The organism is Sphingobium mellinum (genome assembly GCF_037860795.1).
Lineage (GTDB): Bacteria > Pseudomonadota > Alphaproteobacteria > Sphingomonadales > Sphingomonadaceae > Sphingobium > Sphingobium mellinum.
Genome location: NZ_JBANRK010000002.1, coordinates 392,092 through 415,562 on the forward strand (window position 1 = coordinate 392,092; position 23,471 = coordinate 415,562).

The 23,471-nt window shown below is 62.5% G+C and carries 25 protein-coding genes; 1 reads left to right on the forward strand and 24 read right to left on the reverse strand.

Features of this window, described 5'->3' with window-relative positions; genetic code table 11:
- Positions 1–4: 4 nt before the first annotated feature.
- From AAC640_RS06270 to thiE, 21 genes are all read right to left on the reverse strand, one after another.
- Positions 5–712 (reverse strand): biotin--[acetyl-CoA-carboxylase] ligase, encoded by a 708-nt coding sequence (locus tag AAC640_RS06270; protein WP_340265368.1) that lies wholly within the window; start codon positions 710–712, stop codon positions 5–7.
- Positions 709–2,145 (reverse strand): NADH-quinone oxidoreductase subunit NuoN, encoded by a 1,437-nt coding sequence (nuoN, locus tag AAC640_RS06275; RefSeq protein ID WP_340265234.1) that lies wholly within the window; start codon positions 2,143–2,145, stop codon positions 709–711. Before nuoN ends, AAC640_RS06270 begins: the two co-directional genes overlap by 4 nt.
- Complete coding sequence (locus AAC640_RS06280; protein WP_340265235.1) at positions 2,145–3,698, reverse strand: NADH-quinone oxidoreductase subunit M; 1,554 nt, start codon at positions 3,696–3,698, stop codon at positions 2,145–2,147. Before AAC640_RS06280 ends, nuoN begins: the two co-directional genes overlap by 1 nt.
- Positions 3,698–5,743: an NADH-quinone oxidoreductase subunit L gene (gene nuoL, locus AAC640_RS06285; protein WP_340265236.1), complete on the reverse strand. Its 2,046-nt coding sequence runs from the start codon at positions 5,741–5,743 to the stop codon at positions 3,698–3,700. Before nuoL ends, AAC640_RS06280 begins: the two co-directional genes overlap by 1 nt.
- A gap of 7 nt (positions 5,744–5,750) precedes the next feature.
- Positions 5,751–6,056 carry an NADH-quinone oxidoreductase subunit NuoK gene (nuoK, locus tag AAC640_RS06290; protein WP_340265237.1) on the reverse strand — a complete coding sequence of 102 codons (306 nt, stop codon included), beginning with the start codon at positions 6,054–6,056 and terminating at the stop codon, positions 5,751–5,753.
- A complete protein-coding gene (locus AAC640_RS06295) occupies positions 6,053–6,664 on the reverse strand; it encodes an NADH-quinone oxidoreductase subunit J (protein WP_340265238.1) in 612 nt (203 codons plus the stop codon). Before AAC640_RS06295 ends, nuoK begins: the two co-directional genes overlap by 4 nt.
- A gap of 29 nt (positions 6,665–6,693) precedes the next feature.
- The gene (gene nuoI, locus AAC640_RS06300) at positions 6,694–7,179 is read right to left on the reverse strand and encodes an NADH-quinone oxidoreductase subunit NuoI (protein WP_340265239.1); all 486 of its coding nucleotides are present in this window, start codon (positions 7,177–7,179) and stop codon (positions 6,694–6,696) included.
- Positions 7,176–8,225 (reverse strand): NADH-quinone oxidoreductase subunit NuoH, encoded by a 1,050-nt coding sequence (gene nuoH / locus AAC640_RS06305; RefSeq protein WP_340265240.1) that lies wholly within the window; start codon positions 8,223–8,225, stop codon positions 7,176–7,178. The genes nuoI and nuoH overlap by 4 nt, the downstream gene beginning before the upstream one ends.
- Positions 8,222–10,228 carry an NADH-quinone oxidoreductase subunit NuoG gene (gene nuoG / locus AAC640_RS06310; protein WP_340265241.1) on the reverse strand — a complete coding sequence of 669 codons (2,007 nt, stop codon included), beginning with the start codon at positions 10,226–10,228 and terminating at the stop codon, positions 8,222–8,224. The genes nuoH and nuoG overlap by 4 nt, the downstream gene beginning before the upstream one ends.
- A gap of 2 nt (positions 10,229–10,230) precedes the next feature.
- Entirely contained in the window at positions 10,231–11,547 is a 1,317-nt protein-coding gene (gene nuoF / locus AAC640_RS06315; RefSeq protein ID WP_340265242.1) for an NADH-quinone oxidoreductase subunit NuoF, read from the reverse strand.
- Positions 11,544–12,212, reverse strand: a complete 669-nt coding sequence (gene nuoE, locus AAC640_RS06320) for an NADH-quinone oxidoreductase subunit NuoE (protein ID WP_340265243.1) — start codon at positions 12,210–12,212, stop codon at positions 11,544–11,546. The genes nuoF and nuoE overlap by 4 nt, the downstream gene beginning before the upstream one ends.
- A complete protein-coding gene (locus AAC640_RS06325) occupies positions 12,212–13,447 on the reverse strand; it encodes an NADH-quinone oxidoreductase subunit D (RefSeq protein ID WP_340265244.1) in 1,236 nt (411 codons plus the stop codon). Before AAC640_RS06325 ends, nuoE begins: the two co-directional genes overlap by 1 nt.
- Positions 13,447–14,220 carry an NADH-quinone oxidoreductase subunit C gene (locus AAC640_RS06330; RefSeq protein WP_340265245.1) on the reverse strand — a complete coding sequence of 258 codons (774 nt, stop codon included), beginning with the start codon at positions 14,218–14,220 and terminating at the stop codon, positions 13,447–13,449. The genes AAC640_RS06325 and AAC640_RS06330 overlap by 1 nt, the downstream gene beginning before the upstream one ends.
- A 1-nt stretch (position 14,221) precedes the next feature.
- Entirely contained in the window at positions 14,222–14,776 is a 555-nt protein-coding gene (locus AAC640_RS06335; RefSeq protein WP_422794959.1) for a NuoB/complex I 20 kDa subunit family protein, read from the reverse strand.
- Positions 14,767–15,141: an NADH-quinone oxidoreductase subunit A gene (locus AAC640_RS06340; RefSeq protein WP_340265246.1), complete on the reverse strand. Its 375-nt coding sequence runs from the start codon at positions 15,139–15,141 to the stop codon at positions 14,767–14,769. The genes AAC640_RS06335 and AAC640_RS06340 overlap by 10 nt, the downstream gene beginning before the upstream one ends.
- Positions 15,142–15,263: 122 nt before the next feature.
- Positions 15,264–16,076, reverse strand: a complete 813-nt coding sequence (locus AAC640_RS06345) for an inositol monophosphatase family protein (protein WP_340265247.1) — start codon at positions 16,074–16,076, stop codon at positions 15,264–15,266.
- Between the two features lie 37 nt (positions 16,077–16,113).
- Positions 16,114–16,476 carry a hypothetical protein gene (locus AAC640_RS06350; protein ID WP_340265248.1) on the reverse strand — a complete coding sequence of 121 codons (363 nt, stop codon included), beginning with the start codon at positions 16,474–16,476 and terminating at the stop codon, positions 16,114–16,116.
- Entirely contained in the window at positions 16,476–17,039 is a 564-nt protein-coding gene (gene efp / locus AAC640_RS06355) for an elongation factor P (RefSeq protein WP_228166819.1), read from the reverse strand. Before efp ends, AAC640_RS06350 begins: the two co-directional genes overlap by 1 nt.
- Before the next feature lie 100 nt (positions 17,040–17,139).
- Positions 17,140–17,724 (reverse strand): M23 family metallopeptidase, encoded by a 585-nt coding sequence (locus AAC640_RS06360; RefSeq protein ID WP_340265249.1) that lies wholly within the window; start codon positions 17,722–17,724, stop codon positions 17,140–17,142.
- Positions 17,721–18,815, reverse strand: coding sequence for a L,D-transpeptidase family protein (locus AAC640_RS06365; RefSeq protein WP_340265250.1), 1,095 nt, complete (start codon positions 18,813–18,815; stop codon positions 17,721–17,723). Before AAC640_RS06365 ends, AAC640_RS06360 begins: the two co-directional genes overlap by 4 nt.
- Positions 18,816–18,908: 93 nt before the next feature.
- Positions 18,909–19,598: a thiamine phosphate synthase gene (gene thiE, locus AAC640_RS06370; protein WP_340265251.1), complete on the reverse strand. Its 690-nt coding sequence runs from the start codon at positions 19,596–19,598 to the stop codon at positions 18,909–18,911.
- A 430-nt stretch (positions 19,599–20,028) separates the two neighbouring features.
- On the opposite strand from thiE, the gene AAC640_RS06375 reads away from it, so the two are divergent.
- Positions 20,029–20,220, forward strand: a complete 192-nt coding sequence (locus tag AAC640_RS06375; RefSeq protein WP_340265252.1) for a hypothetical protein — start codon at positions 20,029–20,031, stop codon at positions 20,218–20,220.
- On the opposite strand, the gene AAC640_RS06380 is transcribed toward AAC640_RS06375, so the two are convergent.
- The 3 genes from AAC640_RS06380 to gap form a co-directional block, all read right to left on the reverse strand.
- The gene (locus AAC640_RS06380) at positions 20,190–21,086 is read right to left on the reverse strand and encodes a fructose bisphosphate aldolase (RefSeq protein ID WP_340265253.1); all 897 of its coding nucleotides are present in this window, start codon (positions 21,084–21,086) and stop codon (positions 20,190–20,192) included. The genes AAC640_RS06375 and AAC640_RS06380 overlap by 31 nt on opposite strands.
- 93 nt (positions 21,087–21,179) lie before the next feature.
- Positions 21,180–22,352 carry a phosphoglycerate kinase gene (locus AAC640_RS06385; protein WP_340265370.1) on the reverse strand — a complete coding sequence of 391 codons (1,173 nt, stop codon included), beginning with the start codon at positions 22,350–22,352 and terminating at the stop codon, positions 21,180–21,182.
- Positions 22,353–22,454: 102 nt separating this feature from the next.
- On the reverse strand, positions 22,455–23,465 hold the full coding sequence (gap, locus tag AAC640_RS06390) for a type I glyceraldehyde-3-phosphate dehydrogenase (RefSeq protein ID WP_340265254.1): 1,011 nt from the start codon (positions 23,463–23,465) through the stop codon (positions 22,455–22,457).
- Positions 23,466–23,471 lie beyond the last annotated feature (6 nt).

Sequence of the window (23,471 nt, forward strand, 5' to 3'; positions counted from 1 at the left end):
GATGTCAGATGAGAAGGATATCGCCGGCATGAATGGCACGCGCGGCGCCATTCGCCAAGCGCAGGATCAGCATCCCGTCGCGGTCGAGGGAATCGAAACACCCCTCCACCACCTCTCCGTTCGGCTGAACGACCCGCATCGGCGTGCCCGGGGGGTGGGCATTCAGCTGCCAATGGGCACGGACGGGCTCCAGACCCTGGGCGCGCCATACGCCCAGCCAGTGCGCAAACAACACTGCCAGCCGCTGCTGCAACGCGCCGGCTTCGGCGTCGGCAGCTGCTTGCGCAAACAGGCTGGTCACAGGCCGATCAAGGCCGGCCGGGTGCTCTGTCACATTGATGCCAATGCCCACGACGATCGCGTCGCCCGATCGCTCCAGCAGAATCCCGGCGATCTTGGCGCCATCGACCAGAATGTCATTGGGCCATTTGATCCGCGCCTGCCCGCCGCACAGCGGCGCCACCAGCGCGTGAACCGCGTTGGCGGCAACCATGGCCAGCGTGTGGGGCAACGGATCGCCTGGCCGCAGCCTGACGAGGGTCGAACAATAGAGATTGCCTTCCGGACTTTCCCACGCGCGGCCCATCCGTCCCTTGCCGCCGGTCTGCCGCAAGGCACGCAGCCAAGTTCCTTCGGCCATGCCCTGCTCCGCCAACGCCAGCATGTCGGCGTTGGTGGAGCCGGTCTCCTCGACGAAAAGAAACTCGGTCAGAAGAGCGACGCCGCCGCCGCCGCGCTTGCCTTGTCAAGCACGGGGTTGAGCAAATAGCCGATCACGATAACCACCGCGCAGGCGGTCAGGATGACATTTTCGACCATCCCGCCGCGCGCCTCATAGGGTGCGGCCGGCTCATCGAAATACATCGTCTTGATGATCTTCAGATAATAGAAGGCGCCGATCACCGAAGCCGCGATGCCGAAAGCGGCGAGTGCGGTCAGGCCCGCCCCGACTGCGGCGTCGAAGACCAGGAACTTCGCCCAGAAGCCGAAAAGTGGCGGAATGCCTGCCATCGAGAACATGAAGATGGCGAGCGCCGCCGCTAGCCCCTTGCGCGAGCGGGACAGGCCGGCAAGGCTCTCGATTGTTTCCACAGGGCGCCCGTCGGCATCACGCATCTGCAGAATGCAGGCGAAACCGCCGATCGTCATGACGACGTAAATCGCCATGTAGCTCATGGTCGCGGCAACGCCCGCGGGGGTGGCGGCGGCAAGGCCGATAAGTGCAAAGCCGACATTGTTAATGGACGAATAGGCCATCAGCCGCTTGATGTTGGTCTGGCCAATCGCAGCGACTGCACCGAAGATGATCGAGGCCAGCGCCACGAAGATCACCACCTGCTGCCAGTCCAGGCCGGCCGGGCCCAACGCCTCGATCGCGACGCGGACGGTGAGCCCCATCGCCGCGACTTTGGGCGCGCTGCCGAAGAACGTCGTGACCGGCGTGGGCGCGCCTTCATAGACGTCGGGCGTCCACATGTGGAAGGGCACCGCGCTCATTTTGAAGGCCAGGCCCGCGAGCAGGAACACCATACCGAACAACTCGCCCTTCGAGACGCCGTCGCCCAGCGCGACGGCGATGCCGCCGAACGTCGTGCCGCCGGTAAAGCCATACAGCAGCGCCGCGCCGTAGAGCAGGATGCCGCTGGCGAGGGAGCCGAGTACGAAATATTTGAGGCCCGCTTCGGACGACCGCTCATCCTGCTGCATGAAGCTTGCCAGCACATAGGCGGCAAGGCTTTGCATTTCGAGACCGACATACAGCGTCAACAGGTCGCCGGCCGACACCATCATGCCCATGCCGATCGTGCTGAACAGGATCAGGATCGGATATTCCGGACGCAGCGCGCCGCCTGCCAGGAAATAGCGGGGTGCAAGCAGGATCGCAGCGGCTGCGGCCGCATAGATCAGCGCTTTGGAGAAAACCGAGAAGGCATCGGCCCTCACCAGACCATCAAAGGCCACCGGGCCATGAGCCAGGGAGATGGACAAAGTGGCGCCCGCGACAGCCAGCGTCAGTACCGACAGCCAGTTCACGACCTTGGCCGTGCCATCGCCCCCATAGGCCGCGACAAGCATCAACGCGAGGCCGCCGACCGTCAGGATCAACTCCGGCAGGACCGCCAGGAGGGAAGCGGAATCAATCATCAATGCGCCTCCCCGTGCGCCGCAACATCTTCATGGTGAGCCTCGCCTGACGGCATGATGGCGCCCATCCTGATCTTTGAATCACCCGCCGGCGCGGTAGCAGCCAGCCGTGCCTCCAGAGCCCGGATATCGGGCCGCATGGGGCTGAGGAAGCTTTCGGGATAGACCCCCATCCATAGAACCGCAGCCGCGATGGGCGCCAACAGCCAGATCTCGCGCGAGGAAAGATCCGGCATGGCAGCCGCATCGGCATTCTTCTGCCCGCCATAACATATGCGCCGATAGAGATAGAGCATATAGGCCGCGCCCAGAATGATGCCGGTGGTGCAGGCAAACGCGACCCAGCTCGACGCTTGATAAACACCCATCAGCGAAAGGAACTCGCCAACGAAATTGCTGGTGCCCGGCAGGCCGACCGACGCCATGGTGAACAGCAGGAACAGCGTAGCGTAGCGCGGCATGTTGATGGCAAGACCGCCGTAGCGCGAAATCTCGCGGGTATGCAGTCGGTCGTAGATGACGCCGACGCAAAGGAACAGCGCACCTGACACCAGGCCGTGACCCAGCATCACCATCATTGCACCCTCAAGGCCCGCCCGATTGAAGGCAAACAGACCGACGGTGACTATCGCCATGTGTGCCACTGACGAATAGGCGATCAGCTTTTTCATGTCGGTCTGCACCAGCGCGACCAGGCTGGTATAGATGACAGCGACGATCGACAGTCCCCAGATAAGCCATGACAGCTGGGCCGAAGCTTCAGGAAACATGGGCAGCGAGAAGCGGATAAATCCGTAGCCACCCATCTTGAGCAGGACGCCGGCCAGGATCACCGAACCCGCAGTCGGCGCCTGGACATGCGCATCCGGGAGCCAGGTGTGGACTGGCCACATCGGCATCTTGACCGCGAAGCTCGCGAAAAAGGCTAGGAACAGCCAGATTTGCACATGCGGATCGAAATTATAGGCCATCAGCGTCGGGATGTCGGTGGTGCCTGCTTCATGCACCATCCACATCATCGCGATCAGCATCAGGACCGATCCAAGCAGGGTATAGAGAAAGAATTTGTAGGAGGCGTAGATGCGGTCCGCCCCGCCCCAGATCCCGATGATGAGGTACATCGGGATCAGCCCCGCCTCGAACATCACATAGAAGAGGTAGAGATCCTGCGCGGTGAACACGCCGATCATCAGCACCTCCATGAAGAGGAACGCGGCCATATACTCGCCGACGCGCTTTTCGATCGCCCGCCAGCTGGCACCTATGCAGATCGGCATAAGGAATACGGTCAGCATGATCAGGACCAGCGCTATCCCGTCGATACCGAGCGCCCAGGCGAACCGCCCGAAGATCGGCGCATATTCCTGGAACTGCCACTGTGCCGCGCCAGCGGACTGATCGAAACCCGCCCAGAGCACGACGCCCAGCAGCAGATCGACCAGCGTCGCGAGCAAGGCAATCCAGCGCGCCTGATTTGCGCCTGCAAACAGACAGGCGATGGCCCCCGCCATCGGCACTGCCATCATCAGGGAAAGGATGGGGAAGCCGGCCATTATCGTGTCATCGCCCAGGTTGCAGCCGCCGCGAGCCCAATCAGCATCACCAGCGCGTAAGTGTAGAGATAGCCGGACTGAAGCCGACGGGTGACTTTGTTGCCCTGCACGACCAGCGCGGCGAGTCCGTTCGGCCCGAACCGGTCGATGAAACCGACATCCCCAAACTTCCAGAAGAAACGGCCGATGGCGAAGGCAGGCTTGACGAACAGGAAGTGATAAAGCTCGTCAAAATACCATTTGTTGAGCAGGAATTGGTACAGCACGCCAAATTCGGCAACGAAGCGGCGCGGCCAGTCGGTGTTTTTGATGTAGCTCAGCCACGCGATGAAGAGGCCGGTCAGCATCACCGTGAACGGCGCGAACTTGACCCACACCGGCACTTCATGCGCGGCATGCATCAGATGGCTGTCGAACGACAATGCGCCCTTCCAGAATTCGACTCCGCCCTCGGCTCCGATGAACTGGTCATGGAAAATGAAGCCGGCGAACACCGCGCCCAGGCTCAGCACCACCAGCGGAATCAGCATGACCCAGGGGCTCTCGTGTGCATGATAACCACCGGTGCCGGTCGCGGTATGGCCGTGATCGCCATGAGCCTCATGGCCGTCATGCTCGGTTTCTTCCTCCGGCGATTCATGATGGCCGTGGATCGCGTGCTGGATATGCTCGGAAGCGGCCCAGCGCGGCTTGCCAAAGAAGGTCAGGAAGACGAGACGCCAGCTGTAGAAGCTGGTCAGCAGCGCCGCGAACACGCCAACAAGGAATGCGCCCACGCCTGCGCCGCCCGAAGCATAGGCTGCCTCGAGAATGCCGTCCTTCGAATAGAAGCCGGCGAAACCGACGCCGACAAGCGGCAGGCCGACGCCAGTGATGGCCAGCGTGCCCAGCGTCATCGTCCAGAAGGTGATCGGTATCTCCTTCCGCAGCGCGCCATAGTAACGCATGTCCTGTTCGTGGTGCATCGCGTGAATGACCGAGCCAGCCCCCAGGAACAGCAGCGCCTTGAAGAAGGCGTGTGTGAAGAGGTGGAACATCGCCGCGCCATAGGCGCCCACGCCCGCAGCAAAGAACATATAGCCGAGCTGTGAGCAGGTTGAATAGGCTATGACGCGCTTGATGTCGTTCTGCACCGTGCCCACGGTCGCCGCGAACAGACAGGTGGCAGCCCCGATGAAGGTCACGAAGCCCAGCGCCGTCGGCGATGTTTCGAACATCGGCGAAAGGCGGCACACCATGAACACGCCGGCCGTCACCATGGTCGCCGCGTGGATCAGCGCCGACACCGGGGTCGGGCCTTCCATCGCGTCGGGGAGCCATGTGTGAAGGCCCAGCTGCGCCGACTTGCCCATCGCACCTATGAACAGCAGCAGGCAGAGAACGGTCATGGTGTCAAAGCGGTGGCCCAGGAAACCGATAGTCGATCCGGCCATTGACGGCGCGGCCGCCAGTATCTCCGGGATCGAGATGGTGTTGAACACCAGATAGGTGCCAAAAATGCCCAGCATGAAGCCAAGATCGCCCACGCGATTGACGACGAACGCCTTGATCGCGGCGGCGTTAGCGCTCGGCTTGCGGAACCAGAAACCGATCAGCAGATAGGAAGCGAGGCCGACGCCTTCCCATCCGAAGAACATCTGCAGCAGATTGTTCGCCGTCACGAGCATCAGCATCGCGAAAGTGAACAACGAAAGATAAGCAAAGAAGCGCGGCTGATCCGGCTCCTCTTCCATGTACCCCCAGCTGTAGAGGTGAACGAGGCTCGACACGCTGGTTATCACCACCAACATGACGGCCGTCATCGCGTCGACGCGCAGGGCCCACTGGGCGTCGAAACTTCCCGACTGGATCCAGGTGAAGGCGGGCGCGACATAGGCTTCGGCATGGCCGGTCAGAAAGGATATGAAGATGGGCCAGCTCAGGGCGCAACTGATGAACAGCGCACCTGTGGTGACGATCTTCGCCGGCACCTTGCCCAAAGCCTTGTTACCAAGACCCGCGATGGCAGCCGCGATGAGGGGAAGAAGGACGATAAGCTGGATCATGTCAGGCTCAGCCCTTCATCCGATTGACATCGTCGACAGCGATGGTGCCGCGACCGCGGAAATAAATGACGAGGATGGCAAGACCAATCGCCGCCTCACCAGCCGCCACGGTCAGCACGAACATCGAGAAGATCTGGCCGACCAGATCGCCCAGGAAAGCGCTGAAAGCGACGAGGTTGATGTTGACGCTAAGGAGGATCAGCTCGATCGCCATCAGAATGATGATGACATTCTTGCGATTGATGAAGATGCCCAGCACGCCCATCACGAACAGGATCGCGCTGACCACCAGATAATGCTGCAGGCCTATCACAGCTCCACCCCCTGCCCGACTGGTTGATTGATGTTGCGGACCGCGTCCTGCGGGCGGCGGCGATTCTGCTTTGCGATATTCTGACCCCGCACGCCACCCCGTGCCCGATGCGTCAGCACGATCGCGCCGATCATCGCGACCAGCAGCACAATACCCGCCGCTTCGAACAGGAAGATATAGCGCGTGTAGAGCAATCCACCGATCGCCTGGATGTTCGAGAGATCGGGAGTGACTGGACCCGCCCGCTGCGCCAGCTCGATGGGCCCGGCGCTCCAGATGCCGATGCCAAGGACAATCTCGGCCAGCAGCACCAGCGCGATCAGCAGGCCGAAAGGCAGATAGCTGACGAAGCCAGCGCGCAGTTCCGCAAAGTCGATGTCCAGCATCATGACGACGAACAGGAACAAGACCGCCACCGCGCCGACATAGACGATGACGAGCAGCATCGCGATGAATTCGGCGCCCAACAGGACCATAAGGCCCGCCGCGTTGAAGAAGGCAAGGATCAGCCACAGCACCGAATGGACCGGATTGCGCGACAGGATGGTGAGCGCGCCGCTGCTCACCACCAAAATGGCGAACAGGTAAAAGGCTAGCACGTGAATCACAGGATCATGTTCCCCTTGGCGCGCGCGGCTTAACGATAGGGTGCATCGGCGGCAAGGTTCGCGGCAATCGCGCGTTCCCATTTGTCGCCATTTTCAAGGAGCTTGGCCTTGTCGTAGATCAGCTCCTCGCGGGTTTCGGTCGAGAACTCGAAATTGGGTCCCTCGACAATCGCATCCACCGGGCAGGCCTCCTGACAAAAGCCGCAATAGATGCATTTCGTCATGTCGATGTCGTAGCGCGTTGTCCGGCGGCTGCCATCCTCGCGCGGCTGCGCCTCGATCGTGATCGCCTGCGCCGGGCAGATCGCCTCGCACAGCTTGCACGCGATGCAGCGTTCTTCCCCGTTGGGATAGCGGCGCAGGGCATGCTCGCCCCGGAAGCGCGGCGAGATCGGGTTCTTCTCGTACGGGTAGTTGATTGTCGCCTTGGGCTTGAAGAAATATTTCAAGGTCAGCCAATGCGCCTTCACGAACTCCCAGAGGGTGAAGCTTTTGACGTAATAACCGAGGCTCATTGAACGCCTCCGTAGCGCGTAAACATGAGGAAGCCCGAGACCAGGAAGACGAAGAAAAGCGAGGTCGGCAGGAAGATCTTCCAGCCCAGTCGCATCAGCTGGTCATAACGGTAGCGGGGCACCGTGGCCTTCACCCAGGAGAAGACGAAGAAGAAGAACAGGATCTTGGCGAACAGCCAGAGGATACCCGGCACCAGATAGAGCGGCGCCCAGTCGAACGGCGGCAGATAGCCACCCCAGAACAGGACGGCGTTAAGCGCGCACATCAGGATGACGTTGGCATATTCGCCAAGCCAGTAGAGCGCGAAGGCCATGGACGAATATTCGGTCTGATAGCCGGCTACCAGCTCGGACTCTGCTTCGGTGAGATCGAAGGGCGCGCGCGCGGTTTCCGCCATGGCGGAGATCAGGAACATGATCGCCATCGGGAACAGCAGCGGATTGAAACCATTGCCGTTCAGGAAGCCATAATAGCCCTTCTGGCTTTCCACGATGGTCGACAGGTTGAAGCTGCCGGCCCATAACACCACGGTGATCAGGATGAAGCCGATCGAGACTTCATAGCTGATCATTTGCGCGCTGGCGCGGATCGCTGAATAGAAGGGATATTTGGAGTTGGACGCCCAGCCTGCCAGCACGATGCCGTACACGCCCAGAGAGCTGATCGCGAGGATGTAGAGCAGGCCGACATTGATGTTCGCCAGCACCACGCCCGTCTGGAACGGCACCACCGCCCAGGCCATCAGCGCGACGGTGAAGGTGATGATCGGCGCGATGATGAAGAGCGCCTTGTTGGCCGCCGAGGGAATGATGGTTTCCTGGAGGAACACCTTCGCCCCATCCGCAAAAGACTGGAGCAGTCCGAAGGGGCCCACAACATTGGGGCCACGACGCAGCGCCATGGCCGCCCAGATCTTGCGGTCGGCATAGATGATCATCGCCACGGCCAGCATCAGCGGCAGGGCGATCACCAATATGCCTATGATGGTGGACAGAAACCAAGCGCCTTCGAACGGGAGGCCCAGATTTTGGAAGAAAGCGGTCACTCTGCTGCCTCCGCGAAGCTTGTCCCGTGAATCAATTCAGCCGAGCATTGCTGCATCGTCGGGCTGGCGCGGCAGATGGCGTTGGTAAGGTAGAAATCCTTGATTGGCGACCGGAACTCGCCGCTCGCCCCGGTGGGCAGGCTGGGTACGGACCAGCCATAATCGGCGATCCCCTCGACGCCCAGCGCCGGCACCACCCTGGCCATTTCCGCCCGCAGGCCTTCAAAGCTGTCGAACGGCAGGGTCGCGCCCAGCACTTCCGACAAAGCCCGCAGGATCGACCAGTCCTCGCGGGCGTCGCCCGGCGCGAACACGGCCTTCTCGCCGCGTTGCACCCGGCCTTCGAGATTGACATAGGTGCCCGCTTTTTCAGCATAGCTCGCACCCGGCAGGATCACGTCAGCCGCATGGGCGCCCTTGTCGCCATGGTGGCCGACATAGACTTTGAAGCTGTCCTCAAACGCGGAATAATCGACCTCGTCCGCGCCGAGCGAGAAGAGCAGCTTCGGCCTGGCAGCCGCCACCGCCTTGACGCCACCCTGCGTCGCATAGCCAAGCATCAGCCCACCCATGCGCGCGGCGGCAAAGTGCAGGACATTATAGCCGTTCCAGCCGTCCTTGATCAGGCCCAGCGCCTCGACCAGCGCCAGTGTGTCGCCATGCGCGCCGTCCTTGGCCAGCACGCCGCCACCGACGATCATCGCCGGACGGGCAGCCTTGCCAAACGCCTCGATGACGGCCTGCGGCAGCTTGGCCAGCAGCGAGGCATCATTGCCCAGCCATTCGACCTTATAGGTGAGGTCGACTTGCGGGCCGAGGGCGAAGACCTTGGCGCCCTTCTTGATCGCCTTCCGAATACGGGTGTTTACCAGAGGCGCTTCCCAGCGCAGGTTGGTCCCAACCAGCAGGATGACGTCCGCTGTCTCGATACCATTCAGCGTCGTGTTGAAATTGACGGCGCTCAGCGAAGATACGTCATAGGCAAGGCCGGTCTGGCGCCCTTCGAGCATCGTGCCGCCAAGCTTCTGGACCAGCAGCTTGGCCGCGAACATCGTCTCACAATCGAGCAGGTCACCCGCCAGCGCCGCGACAGAGCCCCCATGCGGGACCGTCGCTATGGCCGCGAAAGCCTCTTCCCAGGTGGCGGGCACCAGCTTTCCGTCCTTGCGGACATAGGGCTTGTCAAGCCGCTTGCGGACCAGACCATCGACATTGTGCCGGGTCTTGTCCGACGCCCATTCCTCGTTCACGTCGTCATTGATGCGCGGCACGGCGCGCAGCACCTGACGGCCCCGGCTGTCGAGGCGGATGTTGGTGCCGACCGCGTCCATCACGTCGATCGCCGGCGTCTTGCGCAGCTCCCACGGCCGCGCCTCGAAGGCGTAGGGCTTGGAGGTCAGCGCGCCAACCGGGCAGAGGTCGACCACATTGCCCGACAGCTCGCTCTTGGCGGCATGTTCGAGATAGGTGGTGATCTGCATATTTTCGCCGCGATAGATGGCGCCGATTTCCGGCACGCCCGCGACTTCCTCGGCAAAGCGCACGCAGCGGGTGCACTGGATGCAGCGGGTCATGACCGTCTTGACGATCGGACCCATATATTTCTCGGTGACAGCACGCTTGTTCTCGTGGAACCGGCTCCCGCCCCGGCCATAGGCCACCGACTGGTCTTGGAGGTCGCATTCGCCACCCTGATCGCAGATCGGGCAATCGAGGGGGTGGTTGATGAGCAGGAACTCCATCACCCCTTCGCGCGCCTTCTTGACCATTTCGGTCTGGGTGAAGATTTCCTGATTGTCTGCGGCGGGCAACGCGCAGGACGCCTGCGGCTTGGGCGGTCCGGGCTTCACCTCAACCAGGCACATGCGGCAGTTGCCGGCGATGCTGAGGCGCTCATGATAGCAGAAGCGAGGGATTTCCTTGCCCGCCAGTTCACACGCCTGGAGGACAGTGGCGCCCGCCGGGACTTCGAGTTCTACGCCGTCTACTTTGACCTTCGGCATGGTTACTCCGCTGCCTCCATCACCGGGGCGCTACCCTTATGTTCGTTGATCCGGCGCTCGATTTCCGGACGGAAGTGCCGGATCAAGCCCTGGATCGGCCAGGCCGCCGCGTCACCGAGAGCGCAGATGGTGTGGCCTTCGACCTGCTTGGTGACCTGCTGGAGCATGTCGATTTCGCTGATGTCCGCCTCGCCCGAGCGCAGACGCTCCATCACCCGCCACATCCAGCCGGTGCCTTCGCGGCAGGGCGTGCACTGGCCGCAGCTTTCATGCTTGTAGAAGTAGGAGAGCCGCGAAATGGCGCGGACGATGTCGGTGGACTTGTCCATGACGATGACGGCGGCGGTGCCAAGGCCCGATCCGACCGCTTTCAGCCCGTCGAAGTCCATCGGCGCGTCCATGATCTGCGCGGCGGGAACCAGCGGCACCGACGACCCGCCGGGGATCACGGCAAGCAGATTGTCCCAGCCGCCTCTTATGCCGCCGCAGTGCCGGTCGATCAGTTCCTTGAAGCTGATGCCCATCGACTCTTCGACGACACAGGGCTTGTTCACATGGCCGCTGATCTGGAAGAGCTTGGTGCCCTTGTTGTTCTCCCGCCCGAAGCTGGAGAACCATTCCGAACCGCGCCGCAGGATCGTCGGGGCGACCGCGATCGATTCCACATTGTTCACCGTGGTCGGGCAACCATAGAGGCCCGCGCCAGCCGGGAAAGGCGGCTTCAGGCGCGGCTGGCCCTTCTTGCCTTCCAGGCTTTCGATCTGCGCGGTTTCCTCGCCGCAGATATAGGCGCCCGCACCGCGATGCACGAACACGTCGAAATCATAGCCCGACCCGCAGGCGTTCTTGCCCAGGAACCCCTTTTCATAGGCCTGCTCGACGGCGGCGAAGAGCACCTTCGCCTCATAGATGAACTCGCCGCGAATATAGATATAGGCGGCGCGCGCCCGCATCGCGAAACCGGCGACCAGCGCGCCCTCGATCAGCTTGTGCGGATCGTGGCGGATGATCTCGCGGTCCTTGCACGAGCCCGGCTCGGATTCGTCGGCGTTGATCACCAGGAAGCTCGGGCGGCCATCCTTGCTTTCCTTGGGCATGAAGCTCCACTTCATGCCGGTCGGGAAGCCGGCGCCACCGCGACCGCGCAGGCCAGACGCCTTGATGCGCTCGATGATCTCGTCCTGGCCGATTTCCAGCAGCTTCTTGGTGTTATCCCAATCGCCGCGCTTGATCGCCGCGTCGATGCCCCAGTCCTGGAAGCCATAGACGTTGGTGAAGATGCGATCCTTGTCGCTGAGAGGCGCAATCACGTCGCTCATGCCCATTCCCCGCGATAGTCGTGGTTGCCGTTGACCATGTCCTTGAGCGTGGTCGGCCCGCCTTCGGGGCAGCTGGTCTGACGCTCGATCTGCGGTCCGATCTTGGGGCTCTTGCCGGCGGCGAGATCGTCGAGGATCGCACTCATGCTGTCATAGGTCAGGTCTTCGAAATTATCGTCGTTGATCTGGACCATCGGCGCGTTGGCGCAGGCGCCCAAACACTCGACCTCGGTCAGCGTGAACAGGCCGTCGGGCGTCGTGCCGCCCTTCACCAGACCCTTGTTCTTGCAGGCCGAAAACACGTCATCGGAGCCTCGCAGCATGCAGGGCGTGGTGCCGCAAACCTGCACATGATAGCGGCCGACCGGCGCGAGGTTGTACATGGTGTAGAAGGTCGCGACCTCGTAAACGCGCATGTAGGGCATTTCGAGCTGGTCGGCGATATACTCCATCACCGGCACCGGCAGCCAGCCATTGGTCTGCGTTTCCGCGCCCACCTGACGCTGGGCCAGATCGAGCAGCGGCATCACCGCCGACTGCTGACGGCCGGCGGGATAGCGGGCGATGACCTTCTTCGCCTGCTCGGCATTCTCGGCCGTCCACGCAAACCCGCCCCAGCGCGCGCGCGTTTCGACCTCGTCCGGGATATGAACTGCGTCAGCCATTAGCGGTCACATTCTCCAAACACGATGTCCATGGCGCCCAGAACGGCGGTGGTGTCGGCGAGCATGTGGCCCTTCATCATGAAGTCCATCGCCTGCAGGTGCGAGAAGGCCGTCGGCCTGATCTTGCAGCGATAGGGCTTGTTGCTGCCGTCCGCGACCAGATAGACGCCGAATTCGCCCTTGGGGCTTTCGGTCGCGACATAGACTTCGCCGGCGGGCACATGGAAACCCTCGGTATAGAGTTTGAAGTGATGGATCAGCGCTTCCATCGAGCGCTTCATTTCCCCGCGCAGTGGCGGCGAAACCTTGCGGTCGAAGCTGGCGATCGGCCCTTCCGGCATGTCGTTCAGGCACTGTTTCATGATCCGCGCGGACTGGCGAACTTCCTCGACGCGCACCATGAAGCGGTCATAGCAATCATAGTTGGTGCCGACCGGAACGTCGAAGTTCACACGGTCATAGACGTCATAGGGCTGGCTCTTGCGAATGTCCCACGGAATGCCGCTGCCCCGGACCATGGGACCCGAAAAGCCCCATTTTAGCGCATCCTCTTTCGACACGATGGCGATGTCGACATTGCGCTGCTTGAAGATGCGGTTGTCGGCGACAAGGCTGATCGCGTCCTCGAACAGGCGCGGCAGGCGGGTGTCGAGCCAGTCGGCGATGTCGGTCAAAAGCTTCAGCGGTACGTCCTGATGCACGCCGCCCGGCCGGAAATAGGCCGAGTGCATCCGCGCGCCCGACGCGCGCTCGAAGAAGTTGAGGCAATCCTCGCGGATTTCGAACAGCCACAGGTTCGGCGTCATCGCACCGACGTCCATCACATGGCTGCCAAGGTTGAGCATATGATTGCAGATGCGCGTCAGTTCCGCGAAGAACACGCGCAGATATTGCGCGCGCAGCGGCACTTCCAGATTGAGCAGCTTCTCGATCGCCAGCACATAGCTATGCTCCATGCCGAGCGGCGAGCAATAGTCGAGGCGGTCGAAATAGGGCAGCGCCTGCAGATAGGTCTTATACTCGATCAGCTTCTCGGTGCCGCGATGCAGCAGGCCGACATGCGGGTCGCAGCGCTCGACGATTTCGCCGTCCAGTTCCATAACCAGACGCAGAACGCCATGCGCCGCGGGATGCTGCGGGCCGAAGTTGATCGTGTAGTTCTGGATCTCCGTGTCGCCGAGCGTCGGGTCCGCCGCGTCGGTCATGTGATCCAGCTTTTCCAGATAGTCGGACATCAGGCTTTGTCCTCGGACTTCTTGTTAGCCTCGCTGTCGGTCGGCTCGCCCGCGCCACTGACGCCGGGCTTTTCCGTGACCTTGGGCGTGGCGGCAGCCGGGCCGCCCTGGGGCGGAACAGGAGGCGGCGTAGCGGCGGCAGGACTCGGCGCGCCCGGAGCCTGCGGCGCCTTTTCGTCGCCCGGCAGCACATATTGCGCGCCTTCCCACGGACTCATGAAATCGAAGCTGCGGAAATCCTGCGCGAGGCGGACCGGCTCGTAAACGACGCGCTTGTCCTCTTCGGAATAACGCAGTTCGACATAGCCGGTCAGCGGGAAATCCTTGCGCTGCGGATGGCCCTTGAAGCCATAGTCGGTCAGGATGCGACGCAGGTCCGTATTGCCGTCGAAGATGACGCCATACATGTCGAACACCTCGCGCTCCAGCCAGCCGGCGACCGGCCAGATGTGCGTGATGGTCGGCACCGGCGTATCCTCATCGGTTGAGACCTTGACGCGAACGCGGTGGTTCCGCGTGACGCTCAGCAAATGATAGCAGATCTCGAACCGCTCGGGCCGGTCGGGATAGTCGACCCCGGCGATCTCCATCATCTGCTGATATTGCGCCTTGTCACGCAGCAGCAGCATGGCGTCGGCCAGTTTCTCGCGTTCGACGGTGAAGCTCAACTCATCGGCATGGTCGACCGTATCGAGCAGCATCGAGCCGAGCAGGCCGGCGATTTCCTCCGCGATACCGTCAATGGCCGCGATCTTCGGTGCAGAATGGCCCATATCAGCGCTCAATCGTCCCGATCCGGCGGATCTTCCGCTGCAACTGCATCACGCCATAGAGCAGCGCCTCGGCCGTCGGAGGGCAGCCCGGCACATAGATGTCGACCGGCACGATCCGGTCGCAGCCCCGCACGACGGAATAGCTATAGTGATAGTAGCCGCCGCCATTGGCGCACGAACCCATGGAAATCACATATTTCGGTTCCGACATCTGGTCGTAAACCTTGCGGAGCGCAGGAGCCATCTTGTTGCAGAGCGTTCCCGCGACGATCATGACGTCACTCTGGCGCGGGGACGCGCGCGGCGCGGCGCCGAACCGTTCCATGTCGTAGCGCGGCATGTTGACGTGGATCATTTCCACCGCGCAGCAGGCCAGGCCGAAGGTCATCCACCAAAGCGAGCCCGTACGCGCCCACTGGAACAGCTCCTCGGTCGAGGTGACGAGGAAACCCTTGTCGCTGACCTCGCCGTTCAACGCGTTGAAGAAATCCTGGTCAGGCTGCGTTCCCACCGGCGGCAATGTGCCGGGCATGGGACGATCAAGTTCTACTCCCAATCGAGGGCTCCCTTCTTCCACGCATAGACGAGGCCAAGCACCAGCTCCGCTATGAAGATCATCATCGTCGACCAGCCTGCCCACCCGATCTGGTTGAGGCTGACAGCCCAGGGGAAGAGGAAAGCCGCTTCCAGGTCGAAGATGATGAACAGGATCGCCACGAGGTAGAAGCGCACGTCGAACTGGCTGCGCGGCTCCTCGAACGCCGGGAAGCCGCACTCATATTCGCTGAGCTTCGCTGGGTCGGGCTTGTGCGCCCCGGTCAACCGGCCGACCAGCATCGGCAGGAACACGAACGCGCTGGAGAGCAGCAGAGCGATCCCAAGAAAGATCAGGATCGGCAGATATTGGGCTAGATCGACCAACGGAATCCCCTGGGCGAAAATGATTATGGGCGCGCTTTAGGCCCGCTGCATATGCGAAGCAAGGCCCCGGTCGATGAGAATGATTCGCAAGTAACCGGTGCGTTCGGCCGGGCTACGTTGGCTTAGCGTAGCGCTCCCGCCACCAGCTTATGCAGCTTGCTGTGAATGGCATCGTTGCCGGCGATGATCTCACGTCGCTCGATGGGCCGATCACCGCCGCGAAAATCGGTGACAAAGCCGCCTGCCTCGCGCACCAGCAGGATGCCCGCCGCCACGTCCCATGGCTGCAACCCGCTTTCCCAGAAGCCGTCATACCGTCCCGAGGCCACATGGGCGAGGTCCAGCGTTGCGGCACCGAAACGGCGGATGCCCGCAACGGAAGGTCCGACCGCGCCGAAGACGCGCGTCCATTGCGCGAAATCGCCATGGCCCAGGAACGGGATGCCGGTGGCAATCAGGCACTCCCCCAGGTCGCGCCGGGCCGACACACGGAGCCGCTGGTCGTGGCGCCAGGCGCCCCTGCTCTTTTCTGCCCAATAGCTCTCGTCGGTGACGGGCTGATAGATGAGGCCGGTTGTGACCTCCTTCTTGCCGCCATAGAGCGGCTCTTCCACCGCGATCGAAATGGCGAAATGCGGAATGCCGTGAAGGAAATTGGTCGTGCCATCCAACGGGTCGATGATCCAGCGCGGCTTGCTCGGATCACCTTCGATCACCCCGCCTTCTTCCAGCAGGAATCCCCAGTCGGGACGCGCCTTGCGCAGTTCCTCCACCAGCGTCTGCTCGCACTGCATGTCCGCCTTGGACACGAAGTCGGCCGGCCCCTTGCGGGAGACCTGCAGATGCTCGACTTCCCCGAAATCGCGACGCAGCTTGGCCCCCGCCTTTCGGGCGGCGCGTTCCATGACGGTAAGAAGGCCGGAATGAGATACCATGTAAAAATCTCCGCCGCCCCGACGGGCGGCCTTTGTTTTACTTTTTCGGAGCGGGCTTGGCCGCAGGCGCAACGGGACGGTAACCACAGGTGCCCGCGATCACCGCCAGCATCTGCGAGGGATCCTTGGCGTTCACCTTGCCGGGATTGCGCGCGATCACCCTATCGGTCGCCTCGCTGACTTTCGAAAGCGGATTGGCATAAAGGCATTCGAACAGCGCGGTCTTGACCGTATCGTCGACCTCTTTCGACTGCAGCGCGCCGCTGATGATGTTCAGCACATGCGCCGCGTTCTGGAGTTGCGCCTTGGACGGCTTGTCAACCGTCTGGGCGAAAGGCGCAGCCGGCAGCGCGCCGATCACCAGGATGGCAGCCGATGCCGCACTGCGCCAGAGCCGCATCAGTCTGCCCGCTTCACATATTCGCGCTCATAGACATCGACAACGATGCGCGTGCCGGTGACGATGTGCGGCGGCACCATGACGCGGACGCCATTGTCGAGGATCGCGGGCTTGTAGCTGGCGGAGGCCGTTTGCCCCTTCACCACTGCGTCGGCTTCGACCACGGTCGCTTCCACAGTTTCGGGCAGCTGCACGGAGATCGGACGCTCTTCATACATTTCCAGCATGACCATCATGCCGTCCTGAAGGAAGGCGGCGGCATCGCCCACCAGATCCTGCGGCAGGTTGATCTGCTCGTAGGTCTCCGTATCCATGAAGACGAGCATGTCGCCTTCGGCATAGAGATACTGGAAGTCCTTGGTGTCCAGGCGAATGCGCTCGACGGTTTCGGCCGAACGGAAACGGACGTTGTTCTTGCGCCCGTCGATGAGATTCTTCAGCTCCACCTGCATATAGGCACCGCCCTTGCCGGGCTGGGTGTGCTGGATCTTGACGGCGCGCCACAGGCTTCCGTCATATTCGATATTGTTGCCGGGACGAATCTCGACGCCGCTGATCTTCATGGAAGAGCCTGCCTATATGTCTGAAGGTGAAAAGAGCCGGCCTCTTTAAGGCTGGGGGCGCCTCTACATGTTGCCGCGCGTCAGGGCAAGAGGGCGCCCCTCACAGCCGGTGGGCGAGCAGCGGATAAGGGTTGATGGGATGGCCGGAGTACCAAGGTTTGCCAGGCGAGGTCTCATGCACGGCGAAGTGGAGATGTGGCGCACCGGGGTCGGCGTTGCCGGTGCTCCCCACCGTCGCGATCTTCTGTCCCCGCCGCAGCAGCTGCCCTTCGGCGAGGCCGGGCGCATAGGCATCGAGATGGGCGTAATAATAGATGCGCCGTCCGTCGACCGAGCGTTGATAGATGGTGAGACCACCGTCCACGCTTGAAAACAGCCTTTCCACCCGCCCGTCGGCCGCCGCCAGTACCGCCCTGCCCCGGGCCGCCATAATGTCTATCGCGTCATGTGACCGCGCCCCGCCGGCGCGGGACTGGGCGAAAGTATCGGTGAGGGCTGTTGGCGGCACGCCTTCTACGGGGATGAGCAATTCACCGTTCTCGGCCGGTCCACCCGGCGGAGGTGGCGGTTGAGAAGGTGATGCCGACCCGCCGCCCGGGACGATCCGCACACAAGTGCGAAGGAAGAAAGCGACCAGCAGGATAACGAGCGCGATCCACGCCCAACCCCTGCGTCCCAACCTCATGCCTGGAAAATCGCCTTAACCCCGCTCTTCACCATCTGGGCCAGACGCGCCGCATCCCAGTTGGTCAGGCGGATGCAGCCATGGCTTTCCGTACGGCCGATGGTCTGCGGCTCGGGTGTGCCGTGAATACCATAATGTTGTTTCGAAAGGTCTATCCACACGACGCCGACAGGTCCGTTGGGTCCAGGCTTCAGCACCGCCTTTTGATCGTTCGCATCGGCATTCCAGAACAGATCAGGGTTATAATGAAATTCAGGATTGCGGCTTATCCCTTTGATTTCCCAGGTTCCGAGCGGCAGCGGATCATGCTTTGACCCCATGGTCGCGGGGAATTGAGCGATCAAGCGATCCTGAGCATCAAAGACCCGCAGCACGCCATCGGATTTGTCGACGACAATATGGTCAGCCTGCGGCTGGTCCCTGGCGACCCCCAGGCTTGCCAAGGTTGCGCCCCAGCCACGCTCGTCGCCTTCGATCCGCGCGACGGGCTGATTGCCGATCGCCGGGACGCGCACGGTTGCGCCCGCGCCTACCTTTGTATTCGGTGAGTTCAGCGCCACCAAAACCTCGGGCTTCGTATGAAAGCGCTCGGCCAGCTTCTCCAACAGGTTGTTATAGCCCAAAGTCGGCAGCTTCGCCTGCTCGGCAAAGCCCTTGGGTATGGACGTGAATGGCCCTTGAGCGAAGCCCGTGGGGATTTTCATGAGCCATGTCGCAGGCGGTGGGTTGTTGCCCAGTAGAGCCTTGGTGGTTGCCTCGTCATATCGGCCGGTGACGGGCAAGCCCTTGGCCTGCTGGAATCCCTGGAGTGCGGCGGTGAAGGACATCCCCTCCTTGCCGTCCAGCACGCCCGGAGAGAATCCGGCACGGTCCAGTGCGACCTGTGCCTGCAGGATCGAGTCCGCGCGCGGCGCCACGCCAGGGGTCTCCGGCACGATCGTGAAGGCATAGGGGTCGCTCGCCGAAGGGGCCGGTACGGCGTGAGCGGCAGGTGGATTGCCCCCCTTACCGGACGCGCTGTCATTGCCCTGCGAAACGGACACGTTGCAGGCGGTGCAAAGCAGCGCAAGGATCAGCAGGTGATTTTTCACGGCAATGCTCTCCTGATTGTGGAGAGAAAACGCGCAAGTGTCCGGAAAGCTGCCTCCGGTCGGACCGGCGCGAATCGGAGGTGGCCTCTGCCCTCAGCCTAGCAGCGGCGCGAAGGCTCGCACGCCCGCTCCGGGCCCTCCGGCGTGCCCCCACACCGCTCCGCTCACCGCCAGGAAATCCGCCCCGGCGCGTACCAGCGGCGCGGCGTTATCCGCGGTAATGCCGCCGATCGCCACGCACGGCAGCTCGAACAGCGTGGTCCACCAACTCAAGATCGATGGGTCGGGCCGATGACGGGTTTCCTTGGTGGCAGTCGGATAGAAGGCGCCGAAAGCGACATAATCCGCCCCCGCCTCGCCGGCCTCCATGCCCAGGTGCCGGCTGTCGTGGCAGGTGACGCCGATCTGTACCGCCGGCCCCAACAGCTTGCGCGCCTCACGCGGGTCCCCGTCACCCTGCCCCAGATGCACGCCATCCGCGCCCAGCCGTCCGGCCAGCGCGACGCTGTCGTTGATGATGAAGGCGATGTCCCGCTCCGCGCAAAGTGTCTGCAGCGGCGCTGCGGCGCGCGCGATCGCGTCTTCGTCGATCCCCTTCAGTCGCAGTTGAAACGCCGCAACACGTCCAGCATCAAACGCTTCCGCCAGACGAGCGGCAAAGCCTTCCTCGATGATGGGAGGAGAGATCAGGTAGAGCTGGCAGGCAGGCCGCCGCGCGTCCCGCTCGAAGCGATCGGCGAAACCGGGATCAAGCGCGAGCTCATCGTCAGTGAAATCTGTCATGCGGTGGCCTTAGCGCTTTTTGGGCGCAATCGAAAAGGGCGGAACCCGCGCCCGCCACCAAGAGCCGCTCCCAAATGGCAAAACGACGTCATCATCCGTTCCATTGGCTCATCGCAGTTGGCGAGTTTCAGCAGCTGGGTGAGAGAGGGGTCGGCTTGCATCCATCACCTGCCGCCCGGTCTAGCCCGGAGCCTGGACCGGCTGAGGCGCTTTCCCCGCGCTCCATAACCGCCGTCTTCGAGTTTCGTCACCCGAGCTGATATGAGGACACCGTCTATCCGCTGCCGGACGCCCATGGCGCAGGCTTTTGCATCCGTGACATGCCAGGCTCCGCCAGCCCGCGCATCGTGACCGTCCGCTTCGCCCATGTCCCTTTCCATGGCGGCAAAGGTAGATATTGGCGACGGTATGCCGAGGCAAAGCTGTTGCAATGGACCGATTGGATGGTCGAACAGTCGGGGGCCGGCGCACCGACTGGGCCTATTTCAACAATGACGCCAATGCTGACGCGGTCGAGGACGCCCCTGACCATCAAAGCCATGGTGAGCCAAGCCGGGCGGTGATCGCGATGACCAGCGCCCGGCCCTGCCCTCACGCCGCCTTGCTGGTTGAGGCGGTATAGATTTCGTCAATTGCACTGCCGAGCGACGCGTTGAACTCGTCATCGCTCATCTGGTGGCGCAGATCTTCCAGCAGCGCGCGGCTGAAGCTGGCGATGATGCCCTTGTTCTTTGCCAGCTCGACACAGGCTTCCGGGCGCTTGAAGCCCCCGGACAGCGCCACGACGCGGAGCACCTTTGGATGCTCGACCAGCGCGTCGAACAGGCCCGGATTTTCCGGCAGCGAGAGCTTGAGCATCACCTTCTGCCCCTCAGGCAGCGCATCCAGGCCCGTCAGCAACTCCTCAAGCAGGATCTGATCCGCCTGCGCGCGCTCGGGGCTCTTGATGTTGATCTCAGGCTCAAGCATCGGCATCAGCCCTGCGGCCAGGACCTGGGCGCCGACCTCGAACTGCTGCTTGACGATCGCGGCGATGCCCTCGCGGTTGGCGAGATTGATAACCGAACGCTCCTTGGTCCCAAACACACCGAGCGACTTGGCGCGCTTGAGCAACGTGTCGAGTTCCGGCATCGGTTTCATCAGCTGAACACCGTTCGCCTCATCCTCCAGACCCTTGTCGATCTTGATGAAGGGAACGACGCCGCGCTCGACCAACGCCTGGGGCACCGGCTTGCCATTGGCGTTGCCGTCCATGGTGCGCTCGAACAGGATCGCGCCGATCACCTTGTCGCCGCTGAAGACGGGCGAGGTGATGATGCGGGTGCGCATGTCATGGATGAGGCCGAACATCTCTTCATCGCCGTTCCAGGCGCCTTCCTCGATGCCATAGCCCTTGAGCGCCTTGGGCGTGGAACCGCCGCTCTGGTCGAGCGCGGCGATGAAGCCCTTGCCGGCCTCGATCTTCTTCATCATGTCCTGATCCAGCATCTGCACACACCTTCTCTGCAGGGTTGCGCCGCTTCCTCAGCGGCTTGAAAAAAACTGAAAGGCCGCCGTCCCGATGGACCGCGGCCTTGACATTCAGACCATGAGCGCCTTGACGCCCGGCAGTTCCTTGCCTTCCATCCATTCCAGGAAGGCGCCGCCCGCCGTTGATACAAAGGTGAAGTCGGCCGCCACACCGGCGTGGTTGAGCGCCGCAACGGTATCGCCGCCCCCGGCTACTGATACCAGCCCGCCTTCCTTGGTGAGCGCCGCAGCGGTCCTGGCGAGCGCGACCGTCGCCTTATCGAAGGGCGCGATCTCGAACGCGCCAAGAGGCCCGTTCCACACCAGGGTCCGGCAATTTTTGAGCGCGTCGCCCAGCGCCTCGACCGCAGCCGGCCCCACGTCCAGGATCATCTCGTCGGCCGCAACCTCGTGCACGTTGCAGGTCCGCACCGACGGCGGATTGGCCGCAAATTCCTTCGCCACCACGACGTCATAGGGCAGGTGGATGGTGCAACCGGCCTTTTCCGCAGCTTCGAAGATCGCCTCGGCGGTGTCCGCCAGATCCTTCTCGCACAGCGACTTGCCCACATCCACGCCCCGCGCGTGCAGGAACGTGTTGGCCATGCCGCCGCCGATGATCAGATGATCGACCTTCGCAACCAGGTTGTTGAGCACGTCGAGCTTGGTCGACACCTTGGCTCCGCCAACGACCGCCGCGACCGGCTTCACCGGTTCGCCTAGCGCCGCCTGCAACGCGTTCAGTTCCTTTTCCATCGAGCGGCCCGCGAACGCCGGCAGCTTGTGCGCCAGGCCCTCGGTAGAGGCATGCGCCCGGTGTGCAGCGGAAAAGGCATCGTTCACGTAGAAATCGCCGATTGAGGCCATCGCTTCGACCAGCACCGGGTCATTCTTTTCCTCGCCGGCATGGAAGCGGGTATTTTCAAGGATCGAGATATCACCGGGGCGCATCACGGCGATGCCGTCGACGGCCGCCTGGCCACAGCAGTCAGGGATGAACTGCACGTCGCGGCCCAGCACGGCCGTGAGCGGGCGGGTGATCTTGGAGAGCGAATATTCAGGGTTCTTCTGCCCCTTGGGCCGGCCGAAATGTGCCAGGATAAGGACTTTCGCGCCACGATCCGCCAGCTCCAATATGGTCGGCATCGCTGCACGCAGGCGGGTGTCGTCCGTCACGCTGCCGTCCTGCATCGGCACGTTCAAATCTTCGCGCACCAATACGGTCTTGCCGCTGATGTCGCCCATGTCGTCCAGCGTCTTGAAGGGCTTGGCCACGGTCTTCCCCTGCTTACCAACAAAAATCCGTTCGGCTCGAACCAATCGAACCGAACGGCTATAGGTGACAGCTTACAGCAGGCCCGCAACCACGCCGGTCGTGTCGACCATGCGGTTGGAGAAGCCCCATTCATTGTCGTACCAGCTCAGCACGCGCACCAGCTTGCCGTCGATGACTGCCGTTTCCAGGCTGTCGACGGTTGAGCTGGCCGGATCGCCGTTGAAGTCGATCGAAACCAGCGGCTCATCGGTATAGGCGAGCACGCCCTTGAGCGGGCCGGATTCGGAAGCCGCCTTGAGCAGGCTGTTCACTTCCTCAAGGCTGGTGTCGCGCTTGGGCGTGAAGGTGAGGTCGACGACCGACACGTTGGGCGTTGGCACACGAATGGCCGAACCGTCCAGCTTGCCCTTGAGTTCGGGCAGCACCTCGCCGACCGCGCGCGCAGCGCCCGTGGTCGTCGGGATCATCGACATGGCGGCCGCGCGCGAGCGGCGGGCGTCACTATGGATCTGGTCGAGGATCTTCTGGTCGTTGGTGTAGCTGTGGATCGTGGTCATCAGGCCACGTTCGATGCCGATGCTGTCGTTAAGCACCTTGGCAAGCGGCGCCAGGCAGTTGGTGGTGCAGGACGCGTTCGAAATGACGATGTCGTCAGCCGTCAGCGTCTCATGGTTGACGCCGAACACGACGGTCTTATCGACGCCCTTGGCCGGGGCGGAGATCACGACGCGCTTGGCGCCCGCCGACAGATGCTTGGACGCCGATTCGCGATCGGTGAAGAAGCCGGTGCACTCCAGCGCGATTTCCACGCCTTGCGCGGCATGGGGCAGCTTGGCCGGATCACGCTCGGCGGTCACGACGATGCGCTTGCCGTTAATGATCATCGCGTCGCCATCGACGTTCACTTCGCCGGGGAAAGGACCATGCACGCTGTCGCGCTTGAACAGCAGGGCGTTCGCCTTGGCATCGCCCAGGTCGTTGATGCTCACCAGCTCCAGATCATGGTCGTTGCGCTCCAAAATGGCGCGCGCCACCAGGCGGCCGATACGTCCGAAACCGTTGATTGCTACCTTCGTTGCCACTGCACT

Bases quoted from the DNA above. Each gene is read 5' to 3' on its own strand.
- AAC640_RS06325 (WP_340265244.1), bottom strand. From the start codon at position 13,447: ATGTCCGACTATCTGGAAAAGCTGGATCACATGACCGACGCGGCGGAC.
- thiE (WP_340265251.1), bottom strand. From the start codon at position 19,598: ATGACAGATTTCACTGACGATGAGCTCGCGCTTGATCCCGGTTTCGCC.
- nuoF (WP_340265242.1), bottom strand. From the start codon at position 11,547: ATGAGCGACGTGATTGCGCCTCTCAGCGACAAGGATCGCATCTTCACC.
- AAC640_RS06375 (WP_340265252.1), top strand. From the start codon at position 20,029: ATGGACCGATTGGATGGTCGAACAGTCGGGGGCCGGCGCACCGACTGG.
- AAC640_RS06330 (WP_340265245.1), bottom strand. From the start codon at position 14,220: ATGGGCCATTCTGCACCGAAGATCGCGGCCATTGACGGTATCGCGGAG.
- nuoN (WP_340265234.1), bottom strand. From the start codon at position 2,145: ATGATTGATTCCGCTTCCCTCCTGGCGGTCCTGCCGGAGTTGATCCTG.
- AAC640_RS06350 (WP_340265248.1), bottom strand. From the start codon at position 16,476: ATGCGGCTCTGGCGCAGTGCGGCATCGGCTGCCATCCTGGTGATCGGC.
- AAC640_RS06360 (WP_340265249.1), bottom strand. From the start codon at position 17,724: ATGAGGTTGGGACGCAGGGGTTGGGCGTGGATCGCGCTCGTTATCCTG.
- AAC640_RS06385 (WP_340265370.1), bottom strand. From the start codon at position 22,352: ATGGGCGACATCAGCGGCAAGACCGTATTGGTGCGCGAAGATTTGAAC.
- efp (WP_228166819.1), bottom strand. From the start codon at position 17,039: ATGAAGATCAGCGGCGTCGAGATTCGTCCCGGCAACAATATCGAATAT.
- AAC640_RS06280 (WP_340265235.1), bottom strand. From the start codon at position 3,698: ATGGCCGGCTTCCCCATCCTTTCCCTGATGATGGCAGTGCCGATGGCG.
- nuoI (WP_340265239.1), bottom strand. From the start codon at position 7,179: ATGAGCCTCGGTTATTACGTCAAAAGCTTCACCCTCTGGGAGTTCGTG.
- AAC640_RS06380 (WP_340265253.1), bottom strand. From the start codon at position 21,086: ATGCTGGATCAGGACATGATGAAGAAGATCGAGGCCGGCAAGGGCTTC.
- nuoE (WP_340265243.1), bottom strand. From the start codon at position 12,212: ATGGCTGACGCAGTTCATATCCCGGACGAGGTCGAAACGCGCGCGCGC.
- AAC640_RS06345 (WP_340265247.1), bottom strand. From the start codon at position 16,076: ATGGTATCTCATTCCGGCCTTCTTACCGTCATGGAACGCGCCGCCCGA.
- nuoG (WP_340265241.1), bottom strand. From the start codon at position 10,228: ATGCCGAAGGTCAAAGTAGACGGCGTAGAACTCGAAGTCCCGGCGGGC.
- nuoL (WP_340265236.1), bottom strand. From the start codon at position 5,743: ATGATCCAGCTTATCGTCCTTCTTCCCCTCATCGCGGCTGCCATCGCG.